Source organism: Ancylobacter lacus (genome assembly GCF_018390635.1).
GTDB lineage: Bacteria > Pseudomonadota > Alphaproteobacteria > Rhizobiales > Xanthobacteraceae > Ancylobacter > Ancylobacter lacus.
The window spans coordinates 62854-77925 of sequence record NZ_JAHBGE010000018.1; the positions used below are offsets into that span (position 1 = coordinate 62854).

Here is a 15072-nt window from a genome sequence, read left to right on the forward strand (position 1 = left end):
CACCTTTCCTGCGGCACCGTGCGCGGTATCACCGCCTGCCGCAGGATAGCGCAGAGGTTTCCGCCCGGAAGGCCCGCTATGCGCCGGTGGCGATCCGGCATCGATCGCCGATGGCCTCGGGCGAAATGAGGCCATCGACCAGATCGTTGAACACACTGGTGTCCCGCATATGGGGCGACACGCCCGGCCGGCCCGCGCCGCCAGCCCCCTCAGCCCGAATTCCGCAACCCCGCCGAGATGCCGTTGATGGTGAGCTGGATGCCCTGCAGCACCTTCTCGTCGGTGTCGTTGCCGCGATAGGCGCGCAGCAGGCCGACCTGCACGTGGTTCAGCGGGTCGATATAGGGGAAGCGGTTGCGGATGGAGCGGTCGAGCGGGGGGTTGTTGGCGAGCAGCTTGGGCTGCTGCGAGATCGCCAGCAGCGCGTCGATCGCCTGCTGGTGCTCCACCCGGATGCGCCCGAAGATGCTCTCGCGCAGTTCCACATCCTCCACCAGCTCGGCATAGCGCGAGGCGATGGCGATCGAGCTCTTCGAGAGCACCATGTCCATGTTGGAGAGCTGGGTGCGGAAGAACGGCCACTCCCGGTACATCTCCTGCAGCAGGGGCAGGCCGTCCGGGTTCTTCGCCAGCCACTGCTTCACCGCCGTGCCGAAGCCGAACCAGCCCGGCAGCATCAGCCGGCACTGCGCCCAGGAGAACACCCAGGGAATGGCGCGCAGATCCTCGATCCGCCGGGTCTTCTTGCGCGAGGCCGGGCGGGAGCCGATGTTCAGCGTCGCGATCTCGTTGATGACGGTGGATTCCCAGAAATAGTCCTCGAAGCGCGGGGTCTCGTAGACCAGCCCGCGATAGGCCGCGAAGGCGGCGTCGGACAGCGCCTCCATCACGGTGAGGTATTCCTCGCGCGGGGCCTTGGCGTCGCCGGAGAGCAGCGTCGCCTCCAGCGTGGCGGCGGCCAGCGTCTCCAGATTGCCGCGCCCCACCGCCGGGTTGGAGTATTTGGAGGAGATGATCTCGCCCTGTTCGGTGATGCGGATCAGCCCCTGCACCGCGCCGCCGGGCTGGGCGAGGATGGCGTCGTAGCTCGGCCCGCCGCCGCGACCGACCGAGCCGCCGCGGCCGTGGAACAGCCGCAGCCGCACGCCGTGGCGCTTGAACACCTCGACCAGCTCGATCTCGGCCTTGTAGAGCTCCCAGCCGGAGGTGACGAAGCCGCCGTCCTTGTTGCTGTCGGAATAGCCGAGCATCACCTCCTGCATGCCGCCACGGCTGTCCACCAGCTTGCGGTATTCCGGCAGGCGGAACATCTGCTCCATCACCCGGGCGGAGTTGCGCAGGTCCTCGATGGTCTCGAACAGCGGCACGATGTTCACCGCGCTCGACCCGGCGGGGTCGACGAGGCCCACCTCCTTCAGCAGGAGCGCCAGCTCCAGCATGTCGGAGACGCCCTCGGCCTTGGAGATGATGCAGGTCTGGATCGCCTCCGGCCCGTAGATGCGGTGGATGCGGGCGCAGGTGCGCAGCATCTCCATCTCGCCCAGCGTCTCCTCGGAATAGCGGGCGAAGGGCGAGGTGAGCGGGCGCGCCGTGGTCAGCTCGCGCAGCAGCAGCGCCACGCGGGTGCCTTCCGGCAGCGCCTTGTAGTTGGTGCCGGGCGCGGCGACCTCGAACAGCTCGGCGATGCAGCGCTCGTGCACGTCGGAGTTCTGCCGGGAATCCAGGATGGCGAGGTGGAAGCCGAAGCAGTCCACCGCCCGGCGCAGCGCCCGCAGCCGGCCGCGCGCGATCGGGGTGGAGCGGTGCAGCCGCAGCGAACGGTCGATGACGTCGAGATCGTGCTTCAGCTCGGCGGCGGAGGCATAGGGCGGCACCGCCGGGCGGCTGGCCACGCCGACGAGATCGGCCACTTCCAGGCGGAAGGCGGTCGCCTTCAGCCGCTCGGAGATGATGGTGGACGCCACGCGATAGGGCTCGTTGCGGCGGTTCTGCGAGAGCTGCGGCGCGGCATCCATCAGCGCCAGCAGCTCGTCCGACACCTGCACCCGGATGGTGCTGATCGACAGCTCCGAACCGAGCCCGCTCAGCTCGTCGAGGTAGAAGCGCAGGGCGGTCGCGCTCTGCAGCCGCATGGTCTGGGCGGTCACGTCGGCGGTGACGAAGGGGTTGCCGTCGCGGTCGCCGCCGATCCAGCTTCCCACCCGCAGGAACGAGCCGATCTCGCCGCCCTTGGCCTCCTCGCCCTCGATGGCGGCGAGCTTGTCCTCAAGCGCAGCATAGATGCGGGGAAGCTGGCGCAGGAAGGTGTAGTCGTAATAGGCGAGGCCGTTGTTCACCTCGTCGAGCACCGAGAGCTTGGTCTTGCGCAGCAGGTTGGTCTGCCACAGCGTCAGCACCCGGCAGCGCAGCTCCTCGGCGATGGTCTCGAGGTCTTCCGGGGTCGGGTCGAGCCGTGCCCGCTCCGCCAGAAGCTCGGCGATGCGCATTTCGTGGTTCAGGGTGGAGCGGCGCCGTACCTCGGTGGGGTGCGCGGTCAGCACCGGGCTCGCCAGCGCGGTCGCGAAGAACTTGCGCAGTTCGGCCGGGGAAATGCCCGCCTGCTGCGCATGGTCGAGCGCGTTGGCGATGGTGCCGCGGGCATTGTGCCCGCCGGCGGCCTGGGCGCGGGCGCGGCGCAGATTGTGCTGGTCCTCGGCGATGTTGGCGAGGTGGGAGAAATAGCTGAAGGCGCGGACGATGGTGATGGTCTGGTCCGGCGGCAGCGAGGCGAGGATGGTCTCCAGCTCGCTGCGGGCGGTTTCGTCCTCTTCCCGGTGGAAACGCGTGGAGACGCGGCGAATCCGCTCCACGATATCGAAGATCGCTTCGCCTTCCTGGTCGCGCAGCGTGTCGCCGAGCACCCGGCCGAGCATGCGGATCTCGTCGCGCAGCGAGAGATCGGGGTCGCCGTGGGTATCCGCTTCCGGGTGGGACGCGGCGATGGAGAGGGCAAGGGACATGGCTCGGATTCTCCGCTGATACCCCGCAACTTAGCAATTAGTATGCCGCCCGGGACACCCCTGCCGTTGCGCCATGAACCGAAAAAAGCCCCGGCTTTTCCCCTGTTCGCCGCGTCGCCGCCGCGAAGCTGAACGGATCTGCCCCGAATATGAACGACAGGCTCAGGCAGGGTTCAGCTGCAAGGCTGCATTGTCGACAGGCTCGCGGCGTTCCGCGGGTCTGCCGGGTCCCGCCCGGAGCTTTTCGAGCCTGCGCGTATAAGGAAGCCGAACATGATCACGCCCCCCCATCGCGGCGACAAGACGCCGGCGGCGCCGCGCCCGACCCGCAGCGCCGGCCGCGGCGCCGCCGCGGACGCCACGGAGCGCGGCGCCGGCCACCCGGCCACCCGCGCGGTGCCCGACGGCTCGATTGCCGCGCTGGAATCCCGCCTCGGCTGCTGATCACGCCGATGTGGGCGGCCTTCGCCCGCCGGCGGGATGACAAAGCCTCCCGGCCACCCCATATGACATGACGTAACGGCATATTGCCGTGGCCCCGCAGCGCGCGACCGACGCGGCTGCCTGTCCTGTCAGGGTGTGAGTGATGCTTCGTAGCCTTTCTTCCCGCTCGGCGTTCCGCGCCGCCCTCGCCGCGCTGATCCTCGGCGTCGGCACGATGGTGGCGGTCGATTTCGCGGAGGCCCGCGTCAGCCGCGGCGGAAGCATCGGCAGCCGCGGTTCGCGCACGTGGTCGACCCCGGCGCCGACCCCCACTTCTCCCACCGCGCAGCCGATGCAGCGTTCCGCGACGCCCTCCACCGGCCCGCAGAACCCGGCGGGCGTCACCGCCCCCGCCACAGCGGCGGGCGCCGCCCGCGGCGGCTTCTTCAGTCGCCCCGGCTTCATGGGCGGGCTGATGGGCGGCCTGCTCGGCGCCGGCCTGTTCGGCCTGCTGATGGGCGGCGGCTTCTTCTCCGGCCTCGGCAGCCTCGCCGGCCTGCTCGGCCTGCTGCTGCAGGCGGTGCTTATCTTCTTCGTGGTGCGCCTCGTCATGGGCTGGCTGCGCAACCACAACAGCCAGCCGGCCTATGCCGGCGGCCCCCGCCCGGACGCGATGGCCCGCGACGAGGTCCGCCCGGAAACGGGGCCGGTCGCGGCCGGCGGCGGCTCCGGCCTGCCGCGCTTCGGCTTCGACACCGGGCCGCGCGGCAAGCCGCTGAAGCTGGCCGGCGCCGATTTCGACATGTTCGAGAGCCTGCTCGGCGAGGTTCAGGCCGCCTATGGCCGCGACGACCGCCGCGCGCTGGACCGGCTGCTGACGCCGGAAATGGCGGGCTATATCGGCGAGGAGCTGGACGACATGGAGCGGCGCGGCCTCGAAAACCGCCTCTCCGACATCAAGCTGCTGCAGGGCGACCTCTCCGAGGCCTGGACCGAGGACGGCCGCGACTACGCCACCGTCGCCATGCGCTACGCGCTCAAGGACGCCATGGTGGAGCGCTCCAGCGGCCGGGTGGTGGAAGGCGACGCCGACACCCTCACCCAGGCGACCGAGCTGTGGACCTTCGTGCGCCCGGCGGGCGGCGGCGAATGGAAGGTGAGCGCGATCCAGCAGAGCTGATCGCCACCCGGGAAACCGGGGTCGATGAAACCGGAAAGCCGGCGCGGCGCCCGCCCGCCGGCTTTTTCGCGCCGGCACGGTGTCGCCCCGCATCTCCGCTGTCTCAGCGCGGTTTGCGCAGGCGCAAGACAGCGGCCATCCGGCTGACGCATGATGGCGCCCTCAACAAGGTGGCGGATCGAACCGCCCCGCAGGAGGAAACGCCCCATGCCCATCACCACCGCAACCACCACATCCGCCTCTGCCGCCTGCCGGCGGCGCGCCCGCCTCGCCCGGCGCATCGGCGCCCTCGCCGCCGCGGCGCTGGCCCTGCTGGCCCCGGCGGCGCAGGCCTGCACCTCCTTCCTCATCCGGGCGCAGGATGGCGGGCTGGTCTATGGCCGGACGCTGGAGTTCGGCCGGTCGCTGCGCTCGCAGCTCATCGTCATCCCCCGCAAGCTGACCTATGCCGCCACCGGCCCCGACGGCACCCCCGGCGCCGGCCTGACCTGGACCGGCAAATATGGCGCGATCGGCGCCAACGGGCTCGGCATGAAGATCCTCGTCGACGGGGTGAACGAGAAGGGCCTCGGCGGCGGCATGCTCTATCTGCCGGGCCTTGCCCATTACCAGGACGTGGCGCCCGGTGAGGCGAAGAACTCCATCGCCGCCTTCGAGCTGCTGAGCTGGATGCTGACCAACTTCGCGACCGTCGACGAGGTGCGCGCCGCCCTGCCCGGCATCCGGGTGAGCAACGCGCCGCAGGTGGATTTCGGCACCGCGCCGCCGCTGCACGTCACCCTGCACGACGCCGGCGGCAACAGCCTCGTGGTGGAATATGTCGGCGGCCAGCTCGCCATGTACGACAACCCCACCGGGGTGATGACCAACGCCCCCGCCTTTCCCTTCCACCTCGCCAATCTCGGCCAGTACGGCAATCTCTCGGCGGTGGAGCCGCCGCCGCGCAAGATCGGCGATCTCGTCATCGCCCAGCCCAGCACCGGCGCCGGGCTGCACGGCATTCCCGGCGATTTCCTCTCGCCCTCGCGCTTCGTGCGCGCCTTCTTCTACGTGCAGAACCTGCCGCCGCTGCCCACGTCGCTCGACGCGATGAAGGCGGCGCGGCACATCCTCAACAATTTTGACATCCCGCCCGGCGCGGTGGTGACCACGGCGGGCGGCACGGCGGGCGGCGGCGTCGCCGGGTTCGAGACGACGGAATGGTCGGCGGTGGCGGACCTCAAGAACGGCGTCTACGCCCTGTGGAACTACGACAACCCCACCCCGCGCACGCTCGACCTCCACGCCGTCGATCTCGACGCCGCCGAGGCCCGGCTCATCCCGATCGACCAGAAGCCGGAGGTGATCGACCTCTCGCGGTGAGGGCGGCACGGCATCTTTACAGCCGGCAGCTCACCCTTCTAGCGTGCAGGATATATCTCCTGCACGCGAGCGCGCCATGTCACCGCCCCGGACCATCCACAGCGAGCCCGTCGGAAAGAAGGAACTCAGGGTGGTTCTGGACGGAGCGGTTTATCGTGGGCTGGTCATTGTCGGTGGCCAGTCCCGAGAGGTGGTCACCGGGACCGATCCGGCCGAGGTGCGGACCGAGCTGAAGCGCCGGGCCGGTACGGCGCAGCCCGGCTATATCGGCTGGGGCGGCGCCATCAACCGGTTCCGGCAGTTCTTCCCGAATGGCATGGCGTCGGAAGGCTATCTGGACCGAGAAGGCAGCTACAAGCGGGAAGCCCGCCTTACGCTGCTCGCGGCGGCGCCGCTGGAAGCGGCGGCCGCCGGCAGGAGCCGCGGCGACGCGCTCCTCAGACCTTTTCAGCGCACCAATCTGCTGTTCCCGCAGGAAGCCATGCGGGTGAAGGACCTGCTGCTGGGTCCGCTGGGGAGCCGCTTTGCCGAGGCCGCCGCCCGCTTCACCCTCGCGCCGACGAACGAGGGCCTGCGCGCCATGACCGATCTGGCCCGCACCCACAACGCCGCCACCTGGCCGATCCTCACCTATCTGCCCTTCCTGTGGGACCCGGAACGGCACATGTTCCTGAAGCCGGAGGTCACCCGGTCGCTCGCCGAACGCGTCGGGCACATCCTTGCCGACGTGTACCAGTCGCCTCCCGACTTCGCGACCTATGAGGCGCTGCTCGACCTCGCCGGCGCGATACGCCGCCATATCGCGGAACTGGAACCCGAGGACGGCATCGACGTCCAGAGCTTCATCTGGGTCGCGGGCGGCGGCTACAAGGACGACGACGGCGTCTATCCCTGACGCGCCCTCAGACGGAGGGCGGCCCCAGCGGGTCGGGGCCGTAGTCGTTCGGCCCCGGCGTGCCGCGGAACATGAACCAGACCGTCACCACCAGGGTGCCGATGCCGGTCAGCGCCAGCAGCAGCCACCAGCCGGCGCGGCCGAGATCGTGGAAGCGGCGCACCGAAAGGGCGAGGGACGGCAGGATCAGCAGCAGGCCGATCAGCGTCGAGATCGGCGTGAAGACGTGCAGCTCGCCATATACCAGCAGCGACCACGGCCCGAACAGCAGCGTGTCGAGCAGGCCGGTGACCCAGTTCAGCAGCACGCTGAACACCACCCACCACCAATATTCCGACCGCGGCGCCCGCCCGTCGAACGTCGCGTATTTCCCCAGCACGCTGGAGACCGCCTGCGTGAAACCCATGAAACGCCCCTGCCCCGCCCGCTCACATCGAGCGGACACCGGAGTCTAGCGGCGGGTAACCTACCGGAAAACCGTATCGGGGTAGTGCCCGCGGCGGCGACCCCGCCGCCTCACCGCTTCGGCGGCCGGCGGCCGCCCTTGCGGTAGCCCTTGGTCATCGGGTCCGGCCGCTCGGGCCGGGTCCAGCCGTCGGCGCCGAGCGGCTCGGCGCGGTCGGTGCCGGGGCCCATGTCGTCGAGCGAGGGCTTCATGACGCGGGAGGGCGGCAGCGGCAGACCGTCCTCGGGGTCGTAGAGCGCCTGCGCCTCGTCGGCCCGCGCCGCGGCGCTGGAGGAGACATGGCCGGGCGAGGAGCGCGGCCCGCCCGCACGGCCGGCCGGCTTGCCCGCGCGGCCCTTCGGCTTGCCGGCCTCGGCTTCCGGCAGGTTGGCGGCGCGGCCATAGCGCCGCTCGCCGCGATAGCCGCCGGTGCGGTCGTCGATCGATTCCTGCCGCGCCATCGGGTCATCGGAAACGGCGAGCTCGGTGGCCTGAAGCCGCTTGATCTCGTCGCGCAGCCGCGCCGCGGTCTCGAAGTCGAGATCGGCCGCCGCCGCGCGCATGCGCTTCTCGAGGTCGGCGATCACCGCCGCGAGATTGTGGCCATAGGCGGCGGGCGCCTCCGCCATGCCGCTGTCGACCTGGACATGGTCGCGCTCATAGACGCTGTTGAGGATGTCGCCGATCGCCTTTTTCACGCTTTCCGGGGTGATGCCGTGCTCGGCGTTCCAGGCGAGCTGCTTGGTGCGGCGGCGCTCGGTCTCGGCCATCGCCCGCTCCATCGAGCCGGTGACGTGGTCGGCATAGAGCACCACGCGGCCATCGACATTGCGGGCGGCGCGGCCGATGGTCTGCACCAGCGAGGTCTCCGAGCGCAGGAAGCCCTCCTTGTCGGCGTCGAGGATCGCCACCAGCCCGCATTCGGGAATGTCGAGCCCCTCGCGCAGCAGGTTGATGCCGATCAGCACGTCGAAGGCGCCGAGCCGGAGGTCGCGGATGATCTCGATGCGCTCGATCGTGTCGATGTCCGAATGCATGTAGCGCACGCGGATGCCGTTCTCGTGGAGATATTCGGTGAGGTCTTCGGCCATGCGCTTGGTCAGCACGGTGACCAGCGAGCGGTAGCCCTTGGCCGCGGCGGCGCGCACCTCGCCGAGGAGGTCGTCGACCTGGGTGCGGGCCGGGCGCACCTCGACCGGCGGGTCGATCAGCCCGGTGGGGCGGATCACCTGCTCGACGAAGACGCCGCCGGTGCGCTCCATCTCCCACGGCCCGGGGGTGGCGGAGACGTGGACGGTCTGCGGCCGCATCGCCTCCCATTCCTCGAAGCGCAGCGGGCGGTTGTCCATGCAGCTCGGCAGGCGGAAGCCATATTCCGCCAGCGTCGCCTTGCGGCGGAAGTCGCCCCGGTACATCGCGCCGATCTGCGGCACGGTGACATGGCTCTCGTCGACGAAGATCAGCGCGTTGTCCGGCACATATTCGAACAGCGTCGGCGGCGGCTCGCCCGGCAGACGCCCGGTGAGCCAGCGCGAATAGTTCTCGATGCCGGCGCAGCTTCCCGTCGCCTCCATCATCTCGAGGTCGAAGGTGGTGCGCTGCTCCAGCCGCTGGGCCTCCAGAAAGCGGCCCATGGCGTTCAGCTCGTCCAGCCGCTGCTTCAGCTCGGCCTTGATGCCGTTGGTGGCCTGGATCAGGGTCGGGCGCGGCGTCACATAGTGGGAATTGGCGTAGAGCTTGACGAATTTCAGCTCCTGCGACTTCTGCCCGGTGAGGGGATCGAACTCCTGGATGCTTTCCACCTCGTCGCCGAACAGCGAGATGCGCCACGCCCGGTCCTCGTAATGGGCGGGAAACACCTCGATGACATCGCCGCGCACGCGGAAGGTGCCGCGGCCGAAATCGCCCTGGATGCGCTTGTACTGCAGCGCGACGAGATCGGCGAGAAGCTGGCGCTGGTCCAGCCGCTCGCCCACCTCCACCTTCAGCGTCATCGAGGAATAGGTCTCGACCGAGCCGATACCGTAGATGCAGGACACCGAGGCGACGATGATGACATCGTCGCGCTCCAGCAGCGAGCGCGTGGCCGAGTGGCGCATGCGGTCGATCTGCTCGTTGATCGAGGATTCCTTCTCGATATAGGTGTCGGTGCGCGGAACATAGGCTTCCGGCTGATAGTAATCGTAATAGGAAACGAAGTATTCCACCGCGTTGTCGGGGAAGAAGCTCTTGAACTCGCCATAGAGCTGGGCGGCCAGCGTCTTGTTCGGCGCCAGCACCAGCGCCGGCCGCTGCAGCCGCTCGATGACATTGGCCATGGTGAAGGTCTTGCCGGAGCCGGTGACGCCGAGCAGCACCTGGTCGCGCTCGCCCTGCCGGGCGGCGGCGGTCAGTTCCTCGATCGCCTGCGGCTGGTCGCCGCTCGGGGTGTAGTCGGACTTGATGACGAACTTCACCCCGCCTTCGGATTTCTCCGGCCGGGCGGGGCGGTGCGGCGCCCAGAGCCGGCCGTCGACTTCCGGCCGGCCGCCTTCGATGAGGGCGGAGAGAGCGGCGACGGTCGCCGAGGCGCCCGAGGTCGGCGCCACGCCGAGCTTCTCGGCGAGCGAGGGGTCGAGGGTCGCGGTGGGTGCGGGCTCGAAGGCGCGCTGCGAGCGCTCTCCGAATCCGCCGGGGCGTGCGGCTTTGGCCATGGCGCCAATATGGGATGCGGCGGGCGCGGGGGGAAGAGCCGCGCGGCGGCTTCCCGCGCCGGAAGCGCCCGTCCCGCCCGGTGACGTCCTCCCGTAAGGGAAGGTCCACCCGCCTCAGAAGAAGTCGAACGGGCCGGGGAAGCGGCCGATCGGGACGAGATGCGTCACCAGCCCCGCGCCGGGACGCCAGTGGTGCAGCAGGAAGGCCGGCGGCTCCACGAAGGAGGCCGGCTCCGCCCCCGGCCGCAGCCGCAGCGCGATGGCGGTGGCGGTGCTCGGCGCCGTCAGCAGCAGCGTGCCGGCGAAGCGGGCCTGCAGGAAGCGGTGGACATGGCCGCACAGCACCCGCTCGACCTGGGGGTGGCGGGCGATCACCGCCGCCAGCCGCGCCCCGCCCCGGCAGTTATAGGCGTCGATGGCGTCTATCCCGCTCAGGATCGGCGGCTGGTGCATCATCACCAGCGTCGGCCGCTCCGGCGCCGCGGCCAGCGTGGCGTCGAGCCAGCCGCAGGCGGCGGCATCCGCCTCGCCATGGTGCTCGCCCGGCACGGTGATGTCGAAGCCGACGAGGCGCAGCGGCCCGACATCGCGCACCAGATGCAGCGGCCCCTCGGCCGGCAGTCCCATGCGCCCGGCGAAGGCGGCGCGAAACGGCTCGCGCGCGTCGTGATTGCCGGGAATGGCGAGAAGGGGCGGCCCGACGCGGTCCAGCATCGCCCGCGCGGCGGCATAGTCCGCCACCGTCCCCTCCTCCACGACGTCGCCGGACAGCAGCACGAGGTCCGGCTGGGGGTCGAGCGCCGCCAGCGTCGCCAGCGCCGCCTCGAACAGGGCGTTGGAATCGACGACGCCCTGATAGAGCACGCCGGGCAGGCACAGATGCGGATCGGAAAGCTGGGCGATGAGCATGGCGCCGCCATTTCGTCAGGGGCCCCTCTCATGGCGCCGCAACCGCCGCCGGGCAAGAGGCGGCCGGAAGAGGCAGCCGGGTGGGCTCGCCGGAACGGGGAGCGGCGGCGGAGCGGCCGCCCTCCCGGCTGGCAACCAACCATGCGCGCATATAATCTAGGCATCACCTCCGAAAAACGGGCGGTGAACGCCGGCCGTGGTGGGCAGAGGCTGGGCTCAAGGCCGCGGAAACCGGGGTTTCCGGCAAGGCAAGCTCTGGCACGCCCGATGCATACACCAATGTATGCAACAGGCTTTTGCCCGCGCCGGAGAGCCCGCCATGACCCGAACCGACGCCCGCGCCGTCCTCGCCGCCGAACCCGCGGCGCTCACCTTCGATCCCGCGCGCACCGCGCTGGTCATCATCGACATGCAGCGCGACTTCCTCGAGCCCGGCGGCTTCGGCGAGACGCTCGGCAACGACGTCTCGCTGCTGCAGGCGGCGGTGGTGCCGTGCCAGCGGGCGCTGTCCGCCGCGCGCGCCGCCGGCATGCTGGTGATCCACACCCGCGAGGGCCACCGCCCCGACATGGCGGACGCTCCGCCCGCCAAGGTGGAGCGCGGCGCGCCCACCGCGCGCATCGGCTGCGCCGGGCCGATGGGCCGCATCCTCATCCGCGGCGAGGCCGGCCACGACATCATTCCCGCGCTCTACCCGGTCGAGGGCGAGCCCGTGCTCGACAAGCCGGGCAAGGGCGCCTTCTACCAGACCGACCTCGAGCTGATCCTGAAGAACCGCGGCGTCGACACGCTGCTGGTCTGCGGCGTCACCACCGAGGTCTGCGTCCACACCACCATCCGCGAGGGCAATGACCGCGGCTATCGCTGCGTCGCCCTCGCCGATTGCTGCGCCTCCTATTTCCCGGAGTTCCACCGCGTCGGCCTCGAGATGATCAAGGCCCAGGGCGGCATCTTCGGCTGGGTGTCGAATTCCCATGCCTTCGTCGGGGCGCTCGCCGCCGTGGCGAAGGCGGCCTGATCCGCCCGTTCTGCCTGCGCGTGAGCGTCCACCCACACCATCAACGCCTCGCTCCAAGGGGATGACCGCATGAGCGCCGCCGACATGACTCCCATCTCGCCGAGCCGCACCGGCATGAGGCCGGCGCTCTGGACCAAGGGCGACTGGAACGCCCTGTTCGGCTTCGGCACCAACATCCTCGTCAACATGCTGGTGCTGACGGGGCTGCTGCAGTTCGTGCTGAAGATGCCGCCGGAGATCGTGTTCGGCCGCATCCTGCCGGCGGTGGGGCTGATGATGTTCCTCTCCACCGCCTACTACGCCTTCCTCGCCTACCAGCTCGCGAAGAAGACCGGGCGCGACGACGTCTGCGCCCTGCCCTCCGGCATTTCGGTGCCGCACATGTTCGTGGTGGTGTTCGTCATCATGCTGCCGATCGCCTCCACCACCGGCGACCCGGTGAAGGGCTGGGAGGCGGGGCTGGTCTGGGTGTTCTTCCAGAGCTTCATCCTGATGATCGGCGGCTTCGTCGCGCCCTATATCCGCCGCATCACCCCGCGCGCCGCGCTGCTCGGCACGCTGGCGGGCGTCTCCATCGCCTTCATCGCCATGCGCCCGGCCTTCGAGATCTTCATGACCCCGGTCATCGGCCTCACCTGCCTCGCCATCATCCTGGCGAGCTGGTTCGGCGGGGTGCGCTATCCCAAGGGCATTCCCGCCGGGCTCATCGCCATCGCGGTGGGCATGGTCATCGCCTGGGGCTCCAACGCGGTGGGGCTGAACTATGGCGGCATGAGCCTCGACAAGCTCGCCGCCTCGCTGGCCAATTTCGGCTTCTCGGTGCCGCTGCCGGCGGTGGGCCACGTCTTCTCCGGCTTCACCTATCTCGGCGTCATCCTCGTCACCGCCATTCCCTTCGGCATCTACGATCTGGTCGAGGCGATGGACAATGTGGAGAGCGCGGAGGCGGCGGGCGACCATTTCCCCACCACCCGCGTGCTCACCGCCGACGGCGTCATCAGCCTCATCGGCTGCCTGATGGGCAATCCCTTCATCAACGCGGTCTATATCGGCCACCCCGGCTGGAAGTCGATGGGCGGGCGCATCGGCTATTCGCTGGGCACCGGGCTGGTGGTGATCCTGCTGTCCTGGTTCGGCATCATCGCGGTGCTGCTGGCGCTGATCCCGGTGGTCGCGATCTCGCCGATCCTGCTCTATATCGGCATGCTCATCGGCGCGCAGGCGTTCCAGACCACGCCGTCCCGCCATGCCCCGGCCATCGTGCTGGCGCTCTCGCCGCATCTGGCGGCCTGGGCCAAGCTGCTGATCGACAATTCGCTGACGCTGGCCGGCACCTCGGCCCACGCCATCGGGCTGGAGAAGATGGCGGGCATCGGCGTGCTGTATCACGGGCTGGAGATCATGGGCGGCGGCGCCATCCTGGTCGGGCTGGTGCTCGGCGCCATCGCGGTGTTCGTGATCGACCGCAAATTCGTGGCGGCCGCCGGCTTCGCGCTGGCGGGCTCGGTGCTCACCTTCTTCGGCTTCATGCATGGCGAGATGGTCGGCATCGCCGTCACCCCCGGCGTCTCGCTGGCCTATGTGATGGTCGCCGGCTTCCTGCTGCTCTGCGCGCGCTACGCCGTGCCGGCGACCAGCGGCGCCGGGCTGATGGCCGAAGGCGCCCACGCCGCCCCGGCGGAGTGATGAGGCCGGCCGGCGGTGAGGCCCGCCGCGCCTTTCACGGACGGAGAGGCCCTTCGGGGCCTCTTTTCCGTTGGCCGCCGCGCTTTTCCGTTGGCATCTCCCCCGCCGCCGCGCCGCCCGGCTGACACCGCCCGAGAGGGGTGAGATAGTCGCGCGCCCCGCCTTGCCCGCTCTCCCCCGACCCGAGGATTCCGCATGACCACCGAGGCGCCGACCGCGAGCCCCTTCCTGCTGCGCTTCGACCTGACGCGCCTCGGTCCGCCGGAGGAAACCGCCCCCGCCGCCGACCGGCTGGTGGCGGGCGATCCGCGCCACACCACCTGGAACCTCGAGACCCTGCCGGACAACGCGCTTTATGCCGGGGTCTGGCAGTCCACCCCCGGCTCCTGGCGGGTGGATTATGAGGAATGGGAGTTCTGCTGCTTCCTTGAGGGCGTCTCCATCCTGCACGAGGAAGGCCGCCCCCCGGTCCGCCTCGCCGCCGGCGACAGCTTCGTGCTGCGGCCCGGCTTCAAGGGCGTGTGGGAAGTCGTTGAAACGACTCGCAAGCTCTACGTCATCCGGCTGATCTGACGCCGGCCACCGCTCCGCCGCCGCGCCGACCTCGCCTCCGCGCGGGGCGGCGCCCTCACGTCGAAGGCGCGGCGGAATCGCCCTGTCAGCCGCCGCCGCCAAGGCCCTGCGCGGACGCGGGAAACCGGGGACAACGCCCGCCCGGGGGAGGCGTCAGCCGCACCCGTCCGTGCCCTGCGCGCCTGTCATGCCGCCGTCAGCTTCCGCGCGCCGGCCGGACCCGGCGTGGCAGCCGGCCACCGCAAGGGCCGGCACCGACTCCGCAATCCGCCGCGCGGCGGGCCTAATGCCCGGCCTGCTCGTCGCAGGTCACGGCCATGGCGTGCAGCGCGTTCTTGGGAATATCCTCCGAGCCATAGGCCTTCTTCGCCTTCACCATGCAGGCGTGATAGGCCTGCTGGGCCTCCGGCGACCGGGTTTTGGCGGAGATATTGTTGTTGCCGCCGGCAAAAGCCGCGGTGCTGCAGGCCATGACGGCCGCCATAGCGAGAACGAGACGCGTCGACATCAGCGCACCCCCTGTTGCCCCGCCATCATACCACCGCGAATCCGGCGCGACATCTGGCTTTGCGGCCTTCCGGTGGGGCAGACGCAGGCGGTCGGTGGGGCGGCGGGACACGCCGCCACGGGCCGCCGCGACGGCGCCCCTCCGGGTGGCGCGCACCCGCCACCGCCCTGGTGCCGTATCGGCCGGTCGACGCGGGCCGGTGGCGACAGGCCCTCGCTGCAGGTATCAGAAAATTATCCTAGACAATCGTCCTATTCTTAAGGCATCCTTGGCTCATCTGTCCCCGCCGAAGGGACGTTCCGGAGCGACCGGGGCGTGGGACGGGCGCGGTGGCCGTGGCGGAGGGAGTAACGCACCCGAGGTCGCGGCGGCCCAAGCCGG

General features: G+C 70.1%; 12 protein-coding genes. 7 read left to right on the forward strand and 5 right to left on the reverse strand.

Translation table 11 applies throughout. The features are described from left to right. Window positions 1-209 precede the first annotated feature (209 nt). The gene (ppc, locus tag KHC27_RS04950; protein ID WP_213335788.1) at window positions 210-2999 is read right to left on the reverse strand and encodes a phosphoenolpyruvate carboxylase; all 2790 of its coding nucleotides are present in this window, start codon (window positions 2997-2999) and stop codon (window positions 210-212) included. 273 nt (window positions 3000-3272) lie between these two features. Here ppc and KHC27_RS04955 point away from each other — a divergent pair, with 273 nt between their 5' ends. The 4 genes from KHC27_RS04955 to KHC27_RS04970 all read left to right on the forward strand — a co-directional run bounded on the left by KHC27_RS04955 (window position 3273) and on the right by KHC27_RS04970 (window position 6859). After that, window positions 3273-3443: a hypothetical protein gene (locus KHC27_RS04955; RefSeq protein ID WP_213335790.1), complete on the forward strand. Its 171-nt coding sequence runs from the start codon at window positions 3273-3275 to the stop codon at window positions 3441-3443. Between the two features lie 142 nt (window positions 3444-3585). Then, window positions 3586-4602 (forward strand): TIM44-like domain-containing protein, encoded by a 1017-nt coding sequence (locus tag KHC27_RS04960; protein ID WP_213335792.1) that lies wholly within the window; start codon window positions 3586-3588, stop codon window positions 4600-4602. A gap of 207 nt (window positions 4603-4809) precedes the next feature. Further along, window positions 4810-5964, forward strand: coding sequence for a linear amide C-N hydrolase (locus tag KHC27_RS04965; RefSeq protein ID WP_213335794.1), 1155 nt, complete (start codon window positions 4810-4812; stop codon window positions 5962-5964). Window positions 5965-6040: 76 nt separating this feature from the next. Further along, entirely contained in the window at window positions 6041-6859 is an 819-nt protein-coding gene (locus KHC27_RS04970; protein WP_213335796.1) for a hypothetical protein, read from the forward strand. 7 nt (window positions 6860-6866) lie between these two features. Here KHC27_RS04970 and KHC27_RS04975 read toward each other — a convergent pair whose 3' ends face one another. From KHC27_RS04975 to KHC27_RS04985, 3 genes are all read right to left on the reverse strand, one after another. Continuing rightward, window positions 6867-7265 carry a DUF805 domain-containing protein gene (locus tag KHC27_RS04975; RefSeq protein WP_213335798.1) on the reverse strand — a complete coding sequence of 133 codons (399 nt, stop codon included), beginning with the start codon at window positions 7263-7265 and terminating at the stop codon, window positions 6867-6869. Between the two features lie 110 nt (window positions 7266-7375). Next, window positions 7376-9997, reverse strand: coding sequence for an excinuclease ABC subunit UvrB (gene uvrB / locus KHC27_RS04980; RefSeq protein WP_213335800.1), 2622 nt, complete (start codon window positions 9995-9997; stop codon window positions 7376-7378). Between the two features lie 114 nt (window positions 9998-10111). Next, window positions 10112-10906 carry a phosphodiesterase gene (locus KHC27_RS04985; protein ID WP_213335802.1) on the reverse strand — a complete coding sequence of 265 codons (795 nt, stop codon included), beginning with the start codon at window positions 10904-10906 and terminating at the stop codon, window positions 10112-10114. A gap of 319 nt (window positions 10907-11225) precedes the next feature. Between KHC27_RS04985 and KHC27_RS04990 the strand changes: the two genes are divergently transcribed. The 3 genes from KHC27_RS04990 (at window position 11226) to KHC27_RS05000 (ending at window position 14183) form a co-directional block, all read left to right on the forward strand. After that, window positions 11226-11924 (forward strand): cysteine hydrolase family protein, encoded by a 699-nt coding sequence (locus tag KHC27_RS04990; RefSeq protein WP_213335804.1) that lies wholly within the window; start codon window positions 11226-11228, stop codon window positions 11922-11924. A gap of 69 nt (window positions 11925-11993) precedes the next feature. Further along, window positions 11994-13610 carry a regulator gene (locus KHC27_RS04995; RefSeq protein ID WP_213335806.1) on the forward strand — a complete coding sequence of 539 codons (1617 nt, stop codon included), beginning with the start codon at window positions 11994-11996 and terminating at the stop codon, window positions 13608-13610. A 195-nt stretch (window positions 13611-13805) separates the two neighbouring features. Beyond that, a complete protein-coding gene (locus KHC27_RS05000; RefSeq protein WP_213335808.1) occupies window positions 13806-14183 on the forward strand; it encodes a cupin domain-containing protein in 378 nt (125 codons plus the stop codon). A 283-nt stretch (window positions 14184-14466) separates the two neighbouring features. Here KHC27_RS05000 and KHC27_RS05005 read toward each other — a convergent pair whose 3' ends face one another. Then, window positions 14467-14691 (reverse strand): hypothetical protein, encoded by a 225-nt coding sequence (locus tag KHC27_RS05005; RefSeq protein ID WP_213335810.1) that lies wholly within the window; start codon window positions 14689-14691, stop codon window positions 14467-14469. Between the last annotated feature and the right edge of the window lie 381 nt (window positions 14692-15072).